Consider the following 14,640-nt stretch of genomic DNA (forward strand, 5'->3'; position numbering starts at 1 on the left):
GGTCACTGCGCCGACTCAGCAGCAGCCACAGCGGCGGCAGCAGCAGCAGCAGCGGCGCCGACCGGCTTGCGCATCTGCACCGCCGTCGTCTCGTAGCCGAGCGACTCGTAGAGCGCCCGGGCGGCCGTGTTGTAGCCGAACACGTTGAGGCCGAGGGTGGCGGCGCCGTGGCGGGCCGCCTCCTCCTCGGCGAGCTGCATCGCCGCACGGCCGTGGCCGGCGCCGCGGTGCTGCTCGTCGATCTCGACGTCCCACACCCACCACGCGTCGCTGCCCCCGGCGAACGGCCCGATCCAGAGGACGCCCACGACGGTGCCGCGGCCGTCACTGCCGCCGTCCTCGCCGTCTCCGACTCCGGTTCCGTCGCCGTCGGTGCCGGACGCCGTCACCACCACGTCGTGCACGAGGTGCCCCGGCGCGGGGCGGCCCCCGGGGAAGTTCCGCTCGAACGAGGCGCGCGCCGCCTCCGCCGCGATCTCGGCCGCTTCGCCCGACGCGAGCCGCGACCGCTCGTACTCGGCCTGCGAGCGGGCGATCCAGGGGCCGAGCCGGTCGTCGGGCATGAGGCGGAGCACGGTCGTCATGCCCCGACGGTACCGCCCGGGGGCCCTACCCTAGGGTCAGCCTCGTCACGGCTGCCGACGCCGGCGCCCGCCGACCACGGGCGCGCGACCCGCAGCGCGCACGTGACGAGCAACACGCACACGACGAGCAGAGGGCAGGAGGCGACCGTGGCGCAGCAGCGCAGGGCCCGCGAGACGCGGGCGGCCATCTTGCAGGGCGCCTCCTCGGTGTTCCTCGCCCGGGGCTACGCCGAGACGTCGCTCGACCAGGTGACGGACGCGGCCGGGGTCACCAAGGGTGCCCTCTACTTCCACTTCCGCTCGAAGGCCGACCTGGCCGGGGCGGTCGTCGCCGAGCAGCAGCGCCTGTCGCGGGCGTGGACCGAGCTCGCGATCGCGGGTGCGCCGTCTGCGGCCGGTGCGCTGATGCTGGCGTGCGCCTCCTTTGCGACGCAGCTCTCGACCGAGCCGATGGTCGCGGCCGGCCTGCGGCTGTCGACCGAGTCGATCGGCGAGGTGCCGAGCCGGGCGCCCGCGGCGCTCGCCTGGGTCGACGAGACCGCGGGGCACGTGTCGCGCGCGGTCTCGGAGGGGACGTTCCGCGACGACCTCGACGTCGACCGTGCGGCGCGCTTCGTCGTCGGCGCCTTCAGCGGGGTGCAGACCTTCTCGGCCCTCAGCACCGGCCACGCGGACGTCTTCGAGCGGCTGCAGGACATGATGCGCTTCGTGCTGCCGTCGTTCCTGTCGCCGCGGTCCGCCGGCCTCGCCGACGAGCTCGCCGAGCTGATCAGGCCGACGGACCGTCCCCCGATCGACTGACCAGCGTCAGCCGACCGGCAGGCGCCCCCGCCCCGTCAGTGTTCCTCTGTACCCCATCATGCATACTCCACGACCTGTTTCGTAACCCCCCGTCGGAGGGCCGAGCCCTCCTCGCCTCCTACAGGCCCCTCGGCCGCTCGGGTCCGAGCCGCTCGATCGTGCGGTCGACGAGCTGCTGCGCCGCGACGAGGGGGCCCGTGTCGATCTGGGCGAGGCGCTCGCCGTAGTCGTGCGGCACAGTCAGCTGCTGCTGCCACTCGGCCTCGTAGAGCGCGTCGAGGTAGCCCGAGGCGGCACGGCAGGCGGCGTCGGTCTCGGCGAGGTCGCGCTCCTCGTCGCCGACGGCGGTCGCGGGGTCGTACGAGGTGAAGGTCTGGGCCATCCGCGTGGTGGGCATGTCCGCCGGGTCGTCCGGCAGGTCGTCGGCCCAGGGCCCGGCGCCCACGCCCTGGTCGATCATGCAGGCGTGCCACGCGTCGGCAGCCCGGCGCACGGAGGCGTCCTGCCGGGCCTCGAGGAACGCCGCGTTGCTCAGCCGGATGGCGACGTCGCCCACCGAGCCGGTGGTCGACGACGCGGAGGCGCCCGTCAACAGCTCGGGATGCTGGCGGTAGGCGCGCTCGAGGCAGGTCGCGCGGTCGGCCGCCTCGTCGGGCGAGGTCTCCCGGTACTCGAAGGCCCGCCAGGCGTCGGCACCGGCGTCGACGGTGGGAGGCACGTGGTAGCCGCGCTCGCGGGCGGCGGCGAGGTCGAAGGCGCGGAGCGGCTGGCGCTCGGTGGCGTTCGTGGCCGCGTCGACGTCGCGCCAGGGCACGACCGCGTCGTCGTGGCCGGCGTCGACCATGCAGTCCTGGATGAGCAGCTCGGTCGCGTAGTTGAGGCGGACGACGCCGACCCCGACGTACTGGTCGAGGGGCATCGTCCACGACGCCTGGTCCTTCTCGGGCAGGTCGGGCAGGGTCCAGGCGGCGTTGGCGGGGATGCCGACGGCCACGACCCCGGCGACGAGCGCGGCCACCGCGACGACGGTGACCCGCTTCGCGACGCGCTCCCGGCCGCCGGCCCTCACCGGCCGGCCCCTCACCGACCCGCCCCTCGGCGACCGGCCCTCACCGGCGCGGCCTCGGCCCGCCGTCGGAGGCGGGCACGAGGCCGTTCTCGTAGGCGAAGACGACGATCTGCACGCGGTTGCGCATGCCGAGCTTCTGCAGCACCGAGCGGACGTGGCTCTTCACCGTCGCCTCACTCAGGTACGCCTCGCCCGCGATCTCGATGTTGCTGAGCCCCCGGGCGACGAGGGTGAACATCTCGCGTTCGCGCGGCGACAGCGGCTCGAGCGGGTCGACGCGGGGAGCCGGGGTCGTCGGCACGGCGAACTCGTGCACGACGTCGAGCGCGGCCGCGGCGGTCGGCACGGGGTCGCCCGCCCACGCCGCGCGGATCGTCGTGAGCACCTCGTCGGGCGTCGCGTCCTTCGTGAGGAACGCGTAGGCCCCGGCCTTGAGGGCCCCGAACACGGCCTCGTCGCGCTGGATGGTCGTCAGCGCGACCACCCGGGGCAGGTCGTCGGGCGAGACCCCCTCGAGGATTCGGGCCGTCGCCTCCAGCCCGTTCATCACGGGCATGCGGAGGTCCATCAGCACCACGTCGGGGTGCTCGCGCTCGACCAGCGCCAGCGCCTCGCGCCCGTCGACGGCGGTGCCGACGCAGCGCAGGTCCGGCTGCGCCTCGATCAGCATCCGCAGGCCGGAGGCGAAGAGCGGCTGGTCGTCGACGACGGCGACGGTGATGACGGCCGGGCTGGCGGTGCCGGCGGCGGGCGAGTCGGTCATGAGGAGCTTCTCTCGGTGGGGGCAGAGGCAGAGGCAGAGGCAGAGGCAGAGGCAGATGCAGGTGCAGGTGCAGGTGCGGAGGAGGCGTCGGGCGCGACGACCGAGGAGGCGCCGGTCGTCGGCACGAACGCGGTCACCTCGAAGGCTGTCCCGTCCGCCGAGGGCTGCGCCGTGAGCCAGCCGCCCGCGAGTCGGGCACGCTCGGTCATGCCGCGGACGCCGGCGCCGCGGTCGGCCCCGGTGCGGGCCGCGACGAGCGGGGCTCCGCGGCCCCGCGACGTGACCTGCAGCGTGAGCCCGCGGCCGCGCCAGTCGAGCTGCACCGCGACGCGGCTCGAGGTGCCCGCGTGCTTCAGCGCGTTCGTCAGGCTCTCCTGCACGATGCGGTAGACGGCGAGCTCCTGCGAGGGGGCGAGGGCGCCGACCGGCCCCTGGGGCCCGGGGGCTCCCTCGGTCGTGACGTCCACCTCCATCCCGACCTCGCGCATCGCGACGACGAGGGCGTCGACGTCGGCGAGCGTCTCGCGCGGAGCGGTGACGTCGTCGTCCTGCGTGATGCGCTCGACGAGGCGCCGCACGTCGAGCAGGGCCGTGCGGCCGACCTCGGCGATGGTGCGCAGCGACTCCTCGGCGACCTCGGGGCGGGTCGCCTGCAGGGCGAGCCCGCCCTGGGCCTGCGAGACCACGACCGCGAGGGAGTGCGCCAGAGCGTCGTGCACGTCGCGGGAGATCCGCGCCCTGTCCTGGGCGAGCCGCAGCTCGAGGTCGGTCGCCTCGAACCGTGTCTCGGTCGCCTCCAGGGCCTGCCGGATCACGAGCACCCGGCGGATGCTCGCGAACGCGACCCCGATCGCCCACGCACCGGCGAAGACGCCGAACAAGGCCGCGGTGAGCAGCGAGAACTCGATGCGGAGCCCCGTCGTGCCGGCGCCGACCCAGGTGCTCCAGCTCTGCGGCCGCGTCAGGGTCGGCACGGCCAGCAGCCACGCGGCGAGGCCGGCGGCGACGCCGGCGACGAGCAGCGCGGCGAGACGGAGCCAGGGCGACGGCTTCACCGCCACGAAGGCCATCACCAGGGCGATGGCGACGTAGGCCGTCCAGGTGTCCTGCGACGGGGCCTCGGCGAGCCCGAGCAGCTGCAGCACCGGGACGACCACGACGAGCGCGAGCGACGTGGTCGGGATCCACCAGGCGAGGGCGATCGCGATCGCGAAGAGGCCGAAGACCACCGTGTTGTCGGCGACGCCGCCGCGGCCCCACGAGCTGGCGACCCAGAAGACGAAGTAGACGAGGGCGGCGGCCGGCGCGACGACGTGCCGCCCCCACCGCCTCGCGTCCGCCATGTGCGCCAGGTTAGGTGCAGGGCCGCGTGCGGCGCGCCTCCTGCCCCGGGTTTTCATCCCGAGGTCGGACGCGTCGTCGCCTCTCCTCATTCAGGAAGATCGGTCCTGATCCTCGCGAGGAGGGGACGCATCGTCCTGAGTCGTGCACGGTTCAGGAGCCCGAGGCGACGACTTCCTGAATCACGAAGATCGAGGACAGGAACACGAAGGAGGCGCGGTGCAGGAGATCCCGCACCGCGCCTCCTCGGAGGACAGGCTGCTGCTAGAAGGTCAGCAGGCCCTGCGTCTTGCTGGTCGCGGCCGCGTAGCGCTGGCCGACGTTGTCCCAGTTCACGATGTTCCAGAAGGCCTTGACGTAGTCGGCGCGCACGTTCTGGTAGTCGAGGTAGTAAGCGTGCTCCCAGACGTCGAGCATCAGCAGCGGGACGAGGCCGAACGGCACGTTGCCCTGCTGGTCGAAGAGCTGGAAGACGCTGAGGCGCTGACCGATCACGTCGTAGGCGAGCACCGACCAGCCGGAGCCCTGCACGCCGAGCGCGGTGGCGGTGAAGTGGGCCTTGAACTTCTCGAGGTCGCCGAAGTCGCGGCCGATGGCCTCGAGCAGGTCGCCGGTGGGCTCGCCGGTCTCGGGGGTCAGGTTCGTCCAGAAGATCGAGTGGTTGACGTGGCCGCCGAGGTTGAACGCGAGGTCCTTCTCGAGCTTGTTCACGTTCGCCAGGTCGCCGGTCTCGCGGGCCTCGGCGAGGGCGGCGTTGGCCGTGTTCGCGCCGGTGACGTAGGTGTTGTGGTGCTTGGAGTGGTGCAGCTCCATGATCGTCGCGCTGATGTGCGGCGCGAGGGCGCTGTAGTCGTAGGGGAGATCGGGGAGGGTGTACTCAGCCATGTGGGAGTCCTTTCGCAGTTGACCTCCGTCCACCGTACGACTCCCGTGGGGTGCTGTGTCGAGCAACTCCCAGCAGGGACGCAGCCTCGTGGGCCGGTGTCCGGCCGAGCATGCAGAGTCTGCAACGATCTGGACCGTGCACATGCCGATCACCCGAGTCGAGGTCTTCGAGGCCGCCCGTCGACGGCAGCTGCCGATCAACGTGCCCCTCGACCCGTGGCGCTCCGCCCTGCGGCGTGAGCTCGGCACGCAGCGGTTCGCGCGGTGGTTCACCCTCGCGATGTTCGGCGTGCTGCCCGTCGTGCTGTCCGTGGGGATCCTGGTGACGACGCCCTCGCCGTCGCGTGCGCTCGGGGACCTCGTCCCGCTCGTGCTGTTCTGGTCGATCGCCGCCGTCGTCGTCCGCCTGACGGGTCGGCGTCGCCGGGGCATGCGGGCCCTGCTGTCCGTGCTCGACCACCCGCCCGTCGAGAGGCCGCGCGACGAGGGACGCCTGACGGACCAGGAGCGGCACCTGATCCGCAGCCTGCCCGAGCCGATCGCCGCCGCCGACTTCCTCTTCTGGTTCGGCGCCCGCGACGGACGCGACCTCGGGCTCGAGCTGCTGCACGAGGTCGTGCTGTCGCGGGCCGAGGACGACCTGTGGGCCGCGCTGCGGGTCTGCGTCGTCTTCGGGCTCGACGGCGACCACGTGCCGCTGCTCGCCGAGCTCTGGGACGGCGACTGGCACGAGGAGCACCTCGACGTCGTCGCGGCGCTGGGCGAGACGGGGGCGGCCTCGGCGGTGGCGGTGCTGCTCGGCGTCGTCGACGACGTCCCGCGGCACCTCGAGGGGCCGGACGCCTGGCGCGTGCCCGTCGCCGTGGTCGACGCGCTGGGCATGCTCGACGTCCAGGGCGACGGCGACCTCGACGGCGGTGCCGACGTCGGCGACGCGCGCGAGCTGGCGCTCGCCGAGCTGACGGGGCACGTCGACCGCGTCGTCGCCGGGTACGCCTGGGTCCGCCTGGTCGACCTGCACCCCGACTGGTGGCAGCAGATGGTCGACGAGGGCTCCGAGGCCGACCAGGCCACCACCTCCTGAGGCTCGCCTGCTCCTGGGCTCGCCTCGACCGCGGCCGGGCACGGAGGAGGCGCGCGGTCGTGGACGGCCCTGGCACCATGGCTGAATGGCCGAGACGACACCCCACCGACGACCTGCCGCCGCCCGCATCGCCCTCGTGGCGGTCGCGGCGACCTTCCTCCTGGGCGCCTGCGCGCAGGCCGGGCCGGGCGGCGCACCCGACGCGGGGGCGGCGCCGACCGGGTCGTCGACCCCGTCGGGGCCGGCGGACGACGGCGACGGCGACGGCACGGACGACGGCGCCGCCGAGGGCGGCCCCTCGGTGGCCTGGCTCGACGAGGGGACGTCGTTCTCCCTGACCCTCTTCGGCAGCTCGACCTGCCCGCCTGCCGTCGAGTCGGTCGAGGCGGCCGGTGCCGACGCCGTGACCGTGCGGCTCGCGCCTGCCGACCCGGGCATGTGCACGATGGACTACGTGCCGGCCGTGTCCGAGCACGAGCTCCCCGCCGGCGTGGACGGTCGTCCCGTCACGGTCGACGTCGTCCCCGCGGAGGAGGGCGCCGAGCCCGTCTCCCTCGAGCTGCCGTAGGGCCTGAGCCGCCGACCGTTCGGCCCGACCAGGTGTCGGTCGGGACGGCTAGCCTGGCGTCGACCACGAGGAGGCGCACCATGGCAGGTTTCACGGGCTTCGGCCGACGTCGCGAGGCCGACCCGCGCCTCCCGCCGGGGCAGCACCTCGAGAAGGGGTTCCCGGTGCTGTCGGCCGGCCCGACCCCGAACATCAAGCGGTGGGAGCTGCAGCTCGGCACCGAGCAGGGCAGCCGCTCGCTCAGCTGGGCCGACTTCCAGGCGCTGCCGCACGAGCAGATCGAGACCGACATCCACTGCGTCACGAGCTGGTCGAAGCTCGGCACGCACTGGTCGGGCGTCTCGCTCGACACCCTCTTCGACGGCCTCGACACCACGCACGAGTTCGCGATGACGACGAGCTACGGCGGCTACACGACGAACCTGCCCCTGAGCGAGCTGCTGGGCGGCAAGGCCTGGGTCGTCGACACCTACGAGGGCGAGCCCCTGGGGTCCGAGCACGGCGGCCCGGCCCGGCTCTTCGTGCCCGGCCTCTACTTCTGGAAGAGCGCGAAGTGGGTGCAGGGCATCCAGACGATGGCCTCCGACCGCCGCGGCTTCTGGGAGAGCATGGGCTACCACGCGCTCGGCGACCCCTGGCGCGAACAGCGCTACGCGTGAGCTCGTCGGACGACGGCGCGCCTGCCTCCTCGTCGGCGTCGCTGCCCGCTGACCCCTTCAGGTGGATGCCGGCGACGATCGTCGCCGCGGCAGGGCAGACGCCGACCGGGCGCTCGATCGTGCTCGAGGTGCCGGGGCTGCGACCGGCCCGGGCTGGTCAGCACGTCGACGTCCGCCTCACCGCGGACGACGGCTACCAGGCCGTCCGCTCGTACTCGTTGTCGGACGTCACGCTGTCGGACGTCTCGCCGTCGGACGACTCGTCGTCGGACGTGCGGGCGAGCGCAGGAGGCGCGGGCCGGGCACCGCAGATCGAGCTCACCGTCGAGGAGCTCCCCGACGGCGAGGTCTCGCCGTACCTCGTCTCGGCGGCCGAGGTCGGCGACCCCGTCGAGGTGCGCGGCCCGATCGGCGGCTGGTTCGTCTGGCCGCCGACCGAGTTCGACCCCGACTCGGCGGTGCACGCCGTGCTGCCCGAGCCGGACGGGGCTCCGGCACCGGGCCGGTCGCCGGTGCAGCTGATCGGGGGAGGGTCGGGCATCGCCCCGCTCGTCGCGATGGTGCGTGCCAGGGCCGCGGGGGCTGGTGCTGCTGACGCTGACGCTGCTGCGGCCGGTGCGGCCGGTGCGGCCGGTGCGGCCGGCTCGGCCGGGCCGCCGCCGATGCGGCTGCTCTGCTCCGTCCGGACGCCGGCCGACCGCTGGTTCGGCGACGAGCTGGCGGCGCTCGCCGAGGAGTCGGCGGGCGAGGTGCAGGTCGACTGGGTCTTCACGCGGGAGGCTCCTGCAGGGGCGACCCGCGCCTCCGGCAGGCTCACCCGTGACGAGCTGCTCGACCTCGTGCTGCCGGCGTCCGTGCACCCGCTCGTCTACGTCTGCGGCACGAACTCGTTCGTCGAGACCGTCGCCGGCTGGCTGGTCGACGCCGGCCACGACCCGACCCGCGTCCGTACGGAGCGCTTCGGCGGCGTCTAGCCGAGCAGCTCGCGCATCTTCGCGTAGAACTCGGCGGGGTCGCCGGCGAGCGACGCCTTCACCATCGCGCTCCAGTCGTCGACGACGACCTCGATCGCACCGGCGGCGAGGCCGTCGAACGAGCTGCGGGGCACGTCGCGCGGGTCGATCTTCGGTCCGTCGTAGTTCGCCGTGATGTCGGTGTCCGCGGCCCCGAGCATCACGCCCTGGACGAGCGTCCCCTGGGCGGCGAGCTCGAGCCGGACGGCGTTGGTCATGTTCCACTCGGCGGCCTTGGCGGCGGCGTAGGCCCCGCTGCCGGGAGCGGCGAACCACGAGAGAGCGGAGAGGACGTTGACGATCGCACCGCCCCCGTTGGCCGCGAGCACGGGGGCGAACTCGCGGATCACGTCGAGGGTGCCCCAGTAGTGCGTGTCCATCTCGCGGCGGGCGTCGACGAGGTCGCCGGTGATCAGCGACGCGCCGGTCGCGATGCCGGCGTTGTCGACGAGCACGGTCACGTCGTGGGCCGCGACGGCGGCGGCCACCACGGAGTCGTGGTCGGTGAGGTCGAGCTGCAGCGGCACGACCCGAGGGTCGGCGAAGTCGAGGGTCTCGGTCCGGCGCGCCGTCGCCCAGACCTTGGCGGCGCCGCGCTCGAGCGCCTCGAGGACGAACTGGCGGCCGATGCCGCGGTTGGCCCCGGTCACGAGGACGGTCTGGCCGGTGATGTCGATGTTCATGCGTGGTGTCTTCCTGGTCGTGGACGGTCGGCCGGGCAGTCTCGGCTGGCCCGGCGTCGGCTACGCTAGGACTTCACGTTGACGTCAAGGGCAAGTCCGACACGCGGACCAGGCCGAGACGCCTTCCAAGAAGAACAGGGGCATGGATGCGCATCGGCGAGGTGGCAGAGCGAGCGGGCGTCAGCACGCGCGCGCTGCGGTACTACGAAGAGCAGGGCCTGCTCGAGTCCGACCGCACGAGCAGCGGCCAGCGCAGCTACGCGGAGGCGGCGGTCGAGCGGGTGCAGCTGATCCAGCAGTTCTTCACGGCGGGGCTCCCGAGCCGCACGATCCTGCAGCTGCTGCCCTGCGTCGACTCCGGCACGAGCTCGCCCGAGGTCTTCGCCGTGCTCGAGGCGGAGCGTCGGCGCATCACCGCGGCGATGGCCGACCTCTCGGCCGCGCGCGACGCCCTCGACCGCATGGTCGAGATCGCGCGGCACCCGACGCCCGAGCACTGCCCGGCCCTGCGCGAGCCCGCCGAGCCTGCCCGCGACGCGGCCTGACCTGCCCGCCCTGACCGGTCGGCCCACCGAGTGGTCAGTTCCGGTCCTCCCGAGCGGCGTCGACGACCGTTGCTGACCACTCGTTCCCTCGCGGGCGACGTCGCCCCGAAGGAGGTGCGGGCCGGGTCAGGCGCGCGGGTCGCCCTCGTCGAGCCACGACGGCCGCGAGGGCCGCGGGTGCCGGAGCGTCTGCACGACGCCGACCAGGCAGACGACGAACACGACCGCGACCAGCACCAGGAACACGATGCCGAACGGCGTGGGTGCCTCGCCGCGGCCGAGCGAGACGGCGGCCGTGACCAGGTGCAGGAACAGCGGGAACGCGAGCACGCCCCAGAGGAACGGCGACCCGCGGAAGGTCGGCCACTGCAGGCGCAGCCTGCCTCGCGACCGACCGTCGGCGGCGGGGCGCGTCGCACCGGGGCGCTCGTGTCGGTCGTGCGGGCGGTGCTGCTCGGCGTCGCGGTCGCTCATGGAGTCCCCTTCGTGGTCGTCGTCGATCCGTCCACCGTACGCCGCGCCTCCTTCGCCCCTCGGGTCGGGTCGAGAGGCCTCGGAGCGACGTCCGGAGGTGCTCGGAGGTCGGTCCGGGGCCTCTCGTGGTCGTGGGGACGGGCGGCGGTGCAGGCGCTGCACCGGGGGAGGCGGCGTCCAGGGCGGTGCTGCGACCATGGAGGCCCACCGACCCCCTCACCAGGAGCCGCCATGTCGCCCCGCGCCCTCTTCCGCTCGTTCGCTGTCGCCGAGGTCGTGACCTGGGCCCTGCTGATCGGCGGGATGCTGCTGAAGTACGTCGCGAAGGTGGGCGACTGGCCCGTCAGCGTCGCGGGGCCGATCCACGGGTTCGTGTTCCTCGCCTACCTGGTCGCGGGGGTCGTCGTCGCCGTGAACCAGCGCTGGTCGCCGGGGGTGACCGTGCTCGCCCTCGCGAGCGCCGTCGTGCCGTTCGCCTCGCTGCCCGTCGAGCGCTGGATCGACCGCCGCAGCGGGCTCGACGGCGACTGGCGGCGTGAGGCGACCGGCGACCCGCGCGACCGCCGGCCACTCGACCGCCTCCTCCGCTGGGTGCTCGGGCACCTCGCGCTCGCGGTCGTGCTGCTGCTCGCGGCCGTCGTGGTCGTCTTCGTCCTGCTGCTGATCGTCGGCCCGCCCGTCGGCGGCTGATCCGTCGAGGGGGCTGACAGAGAGGGGGCTGACGGAGAGGGGGCTGACAGCGAGGGGCTGACGGTCGAGGAGGCGGTCGTCCCGAGTCCTGGACGTCGCGCACGATACCCCCCTAGGGTATGGGGATGAGCGCTGCGCACGACCACCACGCCCCCGGCGACGACGAGCAGGTCGGCACCGACCACTCGGGACTCGCGACGGCCGACCACGGCCAGGAGGCCGCGGGCGTCGACGCGGGGCACGACCCGCACGCCGGCCACGACGCGCACGCCGGGCAGGACGCGCACGCCGGCCACCACGGCCACGGCGACCACGCCGCGCAGTTCCGCGACAAGTTCTGGGTCAGCCTCGTCGTCGCCGTGCCGGTGGTCGCCTTCAGCTCGATGTTCGCCGGGCTGCTCGGCTACGACGTCCCGTCGTTCCCCGGCTCCGAGTGGATCTCGCCGGTGCTCGGCACGTTCCTCTTCGCGTGGGGCGGCTGGCCGTTCCTCAGCGGAGGCGTCGCGGAGGCACGGGCGAAGCAGCCGGGGATGATGCTCCTCATCGCGATGGCCATCACCGTCGCGTTCGTCGCGAGCTGGGCGACGACGCTCGGCATCGGCGGCCTCGACCTCGACTTCTGGTGGGAGCTCGCGCTCCTCGTCGTCATCATGCTGCTCGGGCACTGGATCGAGATGCGGGCCCTGGGCGCCGCCTCCGGTGCCCTCGACGCCCTCGCCGCGCTGCTGCCCGACACGGCCGACCGTGTCGACGGCACCTCCGGCACGGACTCGGGCGACGGCACCGGCCCCGGCACCGGCTCCGGCGCGACGACCGAGGTGGCGCTCGCCGACCTCGTCGCGGGCGACGTCGTGCTCGTGCGCTCGGGCGCCCGTGTGCCCGCCGACGGCGTCGTGGTCGACGGCTCCGCCGAGATGGACGAGTCGATGATCACGGGCGAGTCCCGGACCGTCGCGCGCGGCGAGGGCGACCGCGTCGTCGCGGGCACCGTCGCGACCGACGGCGCCCTGAGGGTCCGGGTCACCGCGGTCGGCGACGAGACGGCCCTCGCGGGCATCCGGCGGCTCGTCGCCGAGGCCCAGGCCTCGTCGTCGCGCGCCCAGGCGCTCGCCGACCGCGCCGCCGCCCTGCTCTTCTGGTTCGCCTCGGGTGCCGGGGTGGTCACCTTCGTCGTGTGGCTCCTCCTCGGCGACCTCGACCAGGCGATCACGCGCACCGTGACCGTGCTCGTCATCGCCTGCCCGCACGCCCTCGGGCTCGCGATCCCGTTGGTGATCGCGATCTCGACCGAGCGCGCCGCCCGGGCGGGCGTCCTCGTCAAGGACCGCCTCGCCCTCGAGCGCATGCGCACGGTCGACACCGTGCTGTTCGACAAGACCGGCACCCTCACGAAGGGCGAGCCCGGCGTGACGGACGTGGCCACCGCCTCCTCGTCCGGGGGGCTGACGGGCGACGAGGCCCTGCGCCTCGCCGCGGCCGCCGAGCGCGACAGCGAGCACCCGGTCGCCCGCGCGCTGGTGCGTGCCGCGGCGGCTGCGGCTGCGGCTGCCCCGCAGGAGGCGCGGGTCGAGTCGTTCCGCTCGTTGACCGGCAGCGGCGTCTCGGCCCGCGTCGACGGGGTCGACGTCGCGGTCGGAGGTCCCGGGCTGCTCCGCGACCTGGCGCTCGAGGCGCCCGCCGACCTCGCGGCCGCGACGGAGCCGTGGCGCGGCGACGGCGCGGCCGTGCTGTGGCTCGTGCGCTCGGGCGGCGTCGTGGCGGCCTTCGCGCTGCGCGACGAGGTCCGGCCCGAGTCGGCCGAGGCGGTGCGCCGGCTGCACGACGCCGGGGTGCGCGTCGCGATGGTGACGGGCGACGCCCGGCAGGTCGCAGACTCGGTCGCGCGCGAGCTCGGCATCGACGAGGTCTTCGCGGAGGTGCGCCCGGACGAGAAGGACGCCCGCGTCGCCGAGCTGCAGCAGCGCGGCCAGCGCGTGGCGATGGTGGGCGACGGCGTCAACGACGCTCCCGCGCTGGCTCGGGCCGACGTGGGGATCGCGATCGGCGCGGGCACCGACGTCGCGGTCGAGTCGGCGGGCGTCGTTCTCGCGTCGAGCGATCCGCGTGCCGTGCTCTCGGTGATCTCGCTGTCGCGGGTCGGCTACCGCAAGATGATCCAGAACCTGGTCTGGGGCGCCGGCTACAACGTGCTCTCGGTGCCGCTGGCCGCGGGCGTGCTCGCGCCGGTCGGCTTCGTGCTCTCGCCGGCCGCCGGAGCCGTGCTCATGAGCCTGTCGACGGTCATCGTGGCGCTGAACGCGCAGCTCCTCCGCCGCTGGCGCCTCGCCGCCTGAGCGCAGGCCCGCACATGCCGACCGTCGGGGCTCTTGTAGTGGGAGATCCCCGTTTTGTCGGGCGATCTGCGCGCTCACGGTCGGCATTTGCCGAGAACAGACGCGGGCGGCGACGAGCACAGGAGGCGTGGGCTGGGAGATCGCTGATGATTCAGTTGCTAAGAGATCAGGCGGGGATAGCGTCGGCGGCATGAGCACAGCAGCGACCCGTCCCGCCTCCGCCACCGCACTTCCTGCGTCCGCCGACGTCGTCCGTCAGGTCGTCGTCGTCGTGGGCGCCGTGCTCGCGATCGTCCTGGCCGCGGTCGGCTCGGGCGCCTTCGGCGGCACCTCGGTGTCGGGAGCCTCGGGCGGCGCGCTCAGCGCCGACGCGACGCCGATCGCCCCGGCGACGACGGCCTTCTCGATCTGGTCGGTCATCTACGCCGGCCTCGTCGCGTACGCCGTCTACCAGGCGCTGCCCGGCCAGCGGGCCGTCGACCGGCACCGTCGCCTCGGCTACTGGGTCGCCGCCTCCATGCTGCTCAACGCGGGCTGGCTGTTCGCCGCCGTGCAGCTCGGCCAGGTCTGGCTCAGCGTCGTCGTGATCGTCGCGCTGCTCGCCGTCCTGGTCCGGATCTTCCTGCTCGTCGTGCGCACGCCCACCCGCAGCCGGGTCGACGCGGTCGTCACCGACGGGACGATGGGCCTCTACCTCGGCTGGGTGTCGGTCGCGACGGCCGCCAACGTCGCCGCGGCCCTCGTCGAGTCCGGCTTCGACGGGTTCGGGCTGCCGAGCGGGCTCTGGTCGACGGTCGTCCTCGCGGTCGCCGGGCTCTCGGGCGTCGCGGTCGCCGTCGTCGGACGGGGTCGGATCGCCCCGATGCTCTCGCTGGTCTGGGGCCTGGCGTGGGTCGCCGTCGGCCGGTTCTCGGGGCAGCCCCTCGACACCGCCGCGGGGGTCACCGCGCTGGTCGCCGCCGCCGTCGTGCTGGTCGTCGTGCTCGTGCTGCGGGTGCGCGCCGAGCGGAGCGGCTCGGCCCGCGCCCCCGGGGAGGCGACGCGCGCCTCCTAGAGGCCCTGTCCCTCCGCCAGGACGACGAACCGACGTGGTCTCCCACGTCGGTTCGTCGTTCTCGCGTCGCCTGAGCCTCGCTCTGCGCGGCTCA

Annotated in this window: 16 protein-coding genes; 9 read left to right on the forward strand and 7 right to left on the reverse strand. The window is 74.0% G+C overall.

The window, feature by feature from the left end:
* Positions 1-2: 2 nt before the first annotated feature.
* Positions 3-584, reverse strand: a complete 582-nt coding sequence (locus tag EDF18_RS13630) for an N-acetyltransferase (protein WP_123548389.1) — start codon at positions 582-584, stop codon at positions 3-5.
* 147 nt (positions 585-731) lie between these two features.
* Between EDF18_RS13630 and EDF18_RS13635 the strand changes: the two genes are divergently transcribed.
* Positions 732-1,385 (forward strand): ScbR family autoregulator-binding transcription factor, encoded by a 654-nt coding sequence (locus EDF18_RS13635; RefSeq protein ID WP_158614684.1) that lies wholly within the window; start codon positions 732-734, stop codon positions 1,383-1,385.
* A 118-nt stretch (positions 1,386-1,503) separates the two neighbouring features.
* On the opposite strand, the gene EDF18_RS13640 is transcribed toward EDF18_RS13635, so the two are convergent.
* The 4 genes from EDF18_RS13640 to EDF18_RS13655 all read right to left on the reverse strand — a co-directional run bounded on the left by EDF18_RS13640 (position 1,504) and on the right by EDF18_RS13655 (position 5,443).
* Positions 1,504-2,454 carry a hypothetical protein gene (locus tag EDF18_RS13640; protein WP_123548390.1) on the reverse strand — a complete coding sequence of 317 codons (951 nt, stop codon included), beginning with the start codon at positions 2,452-2,454 and terminating at the stop codon, positions 1,504-1,506.
* Positions 2,455-2,494: 40 nt separating this feature from the next.
* On the reverse strand, positions 2,495-3,217 hold the full coding sequence (locus EDF18_RS13645; protein WP_123548391.1) for a response regulator transcription factor: 723 nt from the start codon (positions 3,215-3,217) through the stop codon (positions 2,495-2,497).
* Positions 3,214-4,560 carry a sensor histidine kinase gene (locus tag EDF18_RS13650; protein ID WP_158614685.1) on the reverse strand — a complete coding sequence of 449 codons (1,347 nt, stop codon included), beginning with the start codon at positions 4,558-4,560 and terminating at the stop codon, positions 3,214-3,216. Before EDF18_RS13650 ends, EDF18_RS13645 begins: the two co-directional genes overlap by 4 nt.
* Positions 4,561-4,822: 262 nt before the next feature.
* A complete protein-coding gene (locus tag EDF18_RS13655; RefSeq protein ID WP_123548393.1) occupies positions 4,823-5,443 on the reverse strand; it encodes a superoxide dismutase in 621 nt (206 codons plus the stop codon).
* A 142-nt stretch (positions 5,444-5,585) separates the two neighbouring features.
* On the opposite strand from EDF18_RS13655, the gene EDF18_RS13660 reads away from it, so the two are divergent.
* The 4 genes from EDF18_RS13660 (at position 5,586) to EDF18_RS13675 (ending at position 8,728) form a co-directional block, all read left to right on the forward strand.
* Positions 5,586-6,527: a hypothetical protein gene (locus EDF18_RS13660; RefSeq protein WP_123548394.1), complete on the forward strand. Its 942-nt coding sequence runs from the start codon at positions 5,586-5,588 to the stop codon at positions 6,525-6,527.
* Positions 6,528-6,612: 85 nt separating this feature from the next.
* Complete coding sequence (locus tag EDF18_RS13665) at positions 6,613-7,095, forward strand: hypothetical protein (protein ID WP_123548395.1); 483 nt, start codon at positions 6,613-6,615, stop codon at positions 7,093-7,095.
* Positions 7,096-7,175: 80 nt separating this feature from the next.
* On the forward strand, positions 7,176-7,754 hold the full coding sequence (locus EDF18_RS13670; RefSeq protein WP_123548396.1) for a molybdopterin-dependent oxidoreductase: 579 nt from the start codon (positions 7,176-7,178) through the stop codon (positions 7,752-7,754).
* Positions 7,751-8,728, forward strand: a complete 978-nt coding sequence (locus tag EDF18_RS13675; RefSeq protein WP_233569175.1) for an oxidoreductase — start codon at positions 7,751-7,753, stop codon at positions 8,726-8,728. The genes EDF18_RS13670 and EDF18_RS13675 overlap by 4 nt, the downstream gene beginning before the upstream one ends.
* On the opposite strand, the gene EDF18_RS13680 is transcribed toward EDF18_RS13675, so the two are convergent.
* On the reverse strand, positions 8,725-9,444 hold the full coding sequence (locus EDF18_RS13680) for an SDR family oxidoreductase (protein ID WP_123548578.1): 720 nt from the start codon (positions 9,442-9,444) through the stop codon (positions 8,725-8,727). The genes EDF18_RS13675 and EDF18_RS13680 overlap by 4 nt on opposite strands.
* Before the next feature lie 152 nt (positions 9,445-9,596).
* On the opposite strand from EDF18_RS13680, the gene EDF18_RS13685 reads away from it, so the two are divergent.
* Positions 9,597-9,995, forward strand: a complete 399-nt coding sequence (locus EDF18_RS13685) for a MerR family transcriptional regulator (protein ID WP_123548397.1) — start codon at positions 9,597-9,599, stop codon at positions 9,993-9,995.
* Positions 9,996-10,121: 126 nt separating this feature from the next.
* Here the strand turns inward: EDF18_RS13685 and EDF18_RS13690 are convergent, their stop codons facing one another.
* Complete coding sequence (locus EDF18_RS13690) at positions 10,122-10,469, reverse strand: hypothetical protein (RefSeq protein ID WP_123548398.1); 348 nt, start codon at positions 10,467-10,469, stop codon at positions 10,122-10,124.
* A 231-nt stretch (positions 10,470-10,700) separates the two neighbouring features.
* Between EDF18_RS13690 and EDF18_RS13695 the strand changes: the two genes are divergently transcribed.
* The 3 genes from EDF18_RS13695 to EDF18_RS13705 all read left to right on the forward strand — a co-directional run bounded on the left by EDF18_RS13695 (position 10,701) and on the right by EDF18_RS13705 (position 14,546).
* The gene (locus EDF18_RS13695) at positions 10,701-11,159 is read left to right on the forward strand and encodes a DUF3817 domain-containing protein (protein WP_123548399.1); all 459 of its coding nucleotides are present in this window, start codon (positions 10,701-10,703) and stop codon (positions 11,157-11,159) included.
* A gap of 125 nt (positions 11,160-11,284) precedes the next feature.
* Positions 11,285-13,492: a heavy metal translocating P-type ATPase gene (locus tag EDF18_RS13700; protein ID WP_123548579.1), complete on the forward strand. Its 2,208-nt coding sequence runs from the start codon at positions 11,285-11,287 to the stop codon at positions 13,490-13,492.
* A 190-nt stretch (positions 13,493-13,682) separates the two neighbouring features.
* Positions 13,683-14,546 (forward strand): tryptophan-rich sensory protein, encoded by an 864-nt coding sequence (locus tag EDF18_RS13705; RefSeq protein ID WP_123548400.1) that lies wholly within the window; start codon positions 13,683-13,685, stop codon positions 14,544-14,546.
* Positions 14,547-14,640 lie beyond the last annotated feature (94 nt).

It is taken from the genome of Frigoribacterium sp. PhB107, assembly GCF_003751515.1.
Classification (GTDB): Bacteria; Actinomycetota; Actinomycetes; order Actinomycetales; family Microbacteriaceae; genus Frigoribacterium.

Bases quoted from the DNA above. Each gene is read 5' to 3' on its own strand.
- EDF18_RS13630 (WP_123548389.1), bottom strand. From the start codon at position 584: ATGACGACCGTGCTCCGCCTCATGCCCGACGACCGGCTCGGCCCCTGG.
- EDF18_RS13645 (WP_123548391.1), bottom strand. From the start codon at position 3,217: ATGACCGACTCGCCCGCCGCCGGCACCGCCAGCCCGGCCGTCATCACC.
- EDF18_RS13650 (WP_158614685.1), bottom strand. From the start codon at position 4,560: ATGGCGGACGCGAGGCGGTGGGGGCGGCACGTCGTCGCGCCGGCCGCC.
- EDF18_RS13655 (WP_123548393.1), bottom strand. From the start codon at position 5,443: ATGGCTGAGTACACCCTCCCCGATCTCCCCTACGACTACAGCGCCCTC.
- EDF18_RS13660 (WP_123548394.1), top strand. From the start codon at position 5,586: ATGCCGATCACCCGAGTCGAGGTCTTCGAGGCCGCCCGTCGACGGCAG.
- EDF18_RS13665 (WP_123548395.1), top strand. From the start codon at position 6,613: ATGGCCGAGACGACACCCCACCGACGACCTGCCGCCGCCCGCATCGCC.
- EDF18_RS13670 (WP_123548396.1), top strand. From the start codon at position 7,176: ATGGCAGGTTTCACGGGCTTCGGCCGACGTCGCGAGGCCGACCCGCGC.
- EDF18_RS13685 (WP_123548397.1), top strand. From the start codon at position 9,597: ATGCGCATCGGCGAGGTGGCAGAGCGAGCGGGCGTCAGCACGCGCGCG.
- EDF18_RS13690 (WP_123548398.1), bottom strand. From the start codon at position 10,469: ATGAGCGACCGCGACGCCGAGCAGCACCGCCCGCACGACCGACACGAG.
- EDF18_RS13695 (WP_123548399.1), top strand. From the start codon at position 10,701: ATGTCGCCCCGCGCCCTCTTCCGCTCGTTCGCTGTCGCCGAGGTCGTG.
- EDF18_RS13700 (WP_123548579.1), top strand. From the start codon at position 11,285: ATGAGCGCTGCGCACGACCACCACGCCCCCGGCGACGACGAGCAGGTC.
- EDF18_RS13705 (WP_123548400.1), top strand. From the start codon at position 13,683: ATGAGCACAGCAGCGACCCGTCCCGCCTCCGCCACCGCACTTCCTGCG.